The following is a 1624-nucleotide window of genomic DNA, read 5'->3' as shown; positions in this document are numbered from 1 at the left end:
CGCGGACCTCACCGGGCGCTATATCGAGGAGCCCGGCATTACGCAGCTCCGTGACGCCGCCATCGAGAGCTATGACCGCATCGTCGCGGACCGCAAGCCGGTCTATCAATGCCACAAGTTCCAGCCCGATGATTATGTGATCGGCTATTACCATCGCCTTGTCCTGCCGCTGGGCGAGCAGGAGGAGGTCAGGATGTTGCTGATCGGCTTCTATCGGGTCTATGACCGGCCGGCGCATCTTCCGCCGCAGGGCAGTTAACCGACGGTTAATTCTTTCGGTGATACTGTATCGCAATGGCACTGCATTCCTACAGATCGCGCGAACATATCTTCGCGGAACTCGAAGCGCACCGGCGTTGGCTCGCCGGCGCGGAAGATGCCATGCCGGCCGATTTCAGCAATGTCAGCCTGTTCGGCCTCGACCTGTCCGGCCGGGATCTGCGGAAATGCCAGCTGTCCGGTGCCGGCCTTCAGGGTATCCGGCTGACCGGTGCCAATCTGGAAGGGGCGGACCTGACCGGCGCTGACCTGACCGCCGCGACGCTGGATGAGGCGTCCCTCCGCAAGGCCAAGCTGGTGGACGCGAACCTGTCGGGCGCCAGCTTCCGGGGCAGCGATCTGAATGGGGCCGATCTGCGCGGCGCGCATGGTACCGTCTCCATGTCATCGCCAGGCTTCGAAGGCGCGATGCTGCGGCTCACCAACCTGTCAGGCGCCGATCTGTCGGGCGCCAATCTGGATCAGGCCGACCTGACCGGCGCGATGCTGGTCGGCACGGTGCTGCGCAATGCCAGCCTGGCCGGCGCCAACATGCGCAACACCGACCTGACCGACGCCGACCTTGGCGCGGCCAACCTGCGCGAGGCGCTGCTGAACGGGGCCAACCTCAGCAACGCGCATCTCAACGGTGCCAACCTGCAGCGCGCCCGGCTGGTCGGCGTGACGCTGACCGATGGCGTGCTGGACGGGGCCGATACGGAAGGTGCTAATTTCGCGCCGCCGCTTGACGGCTTCGACATCGAGCTGCACCGTCAGCTCTTCGATCATGACCGCTGGGTCAGCAGCCAGGGCCAGCGCGGCGAACGCGCGGAGCTGGACGGCGCCGACCTCACCGATGCCGATCTGCGCGGCTTCAACCTGTCGGGCGCCAGCCTTCGTGCGGCCAGTCTGCGCGGCGCGCTGCTGAATGGCGCGCTGCTGGTGCTGACCGATCTGGCCGGCGCCGACCTCTCCCAGGCCAGCCTGGTCCGCGCCAATCTGTCCGGCGCCAACCTTCGCGGTGCCAAGCTGCACAGTGCCGACCTGTCGGGGGCGAAGCTGGGGCCGGCCCCGCTGATCGGCGCCGATGGCAGGCCGACGGGCCGCAGCCGCGCCACCGTGCTGGAAGGTGCTGACCTGACGGAAGCCGTGCTCGACGACGAGCAGAAGAGCGTGCTGCCCGATTTCGGGATCGACCTCGCCGCCAAATCTTGATGCCGAAGCCTTGACGGCAGCCGCCTGCCGGTGTGGACTGCGGGCATGGCCCAGCAATCGCGCATCGCCCGGATACTCACCGCCCTGATCACGCTGCCCTTCCTGCTGCTGGCGGTGCTGTTCGCCGTCTCCAACCGGGAAGCTGTCGAGA

The 1624-nt window shown here is 66.9% G+C and carries 2 protein-coding genes; both read left to right on the top strand.

Translation table 11 applies throughout. The features are described from left to right. On the top strand, nt 1-259 hold a 259-nt coding region (locus MK313_RS18165; protein WP_287783666.1), incomplete at its 5' end, for a hypothetical protein. A 35-nt stretch (nt 260-294) separates the two neighbouring features. Further along, entirely contained in the window at nt 295-1473 is a 1179-nt protein-coding gene (locus MK313_RS18160; RefSeq protein WP_287783664.1) for a pentapeptide repeat-containing protein, read from the top strand. Nucleotides 1474-1624 lie beyond the last annotated feature (151 nt).

The organism is Oceanibaculum sp. (genome assembly GCF_022449305.1).
GTDB classification, from domain to species: domain Bacteria; phylum Pseudomonadota; class Alphaproteobacteria; order Oceanibaculales; family Oceanibaculaceae; genus Oceanibaculum; species Oceanibaculum indicum.
This window is presented reverse-complemented; position numbering and strand designations above follow the sequence as displayed.

Bases quoted from the DNA above. Each gene is read 5' to 3' on its own strand.
- MK313_RS18160 (WP_287783664.1), top strand. From the start codon at position 295: ATGGCACTGCATTCCTACAGATCGCGCGAACATATCTTCGCGGAACTC.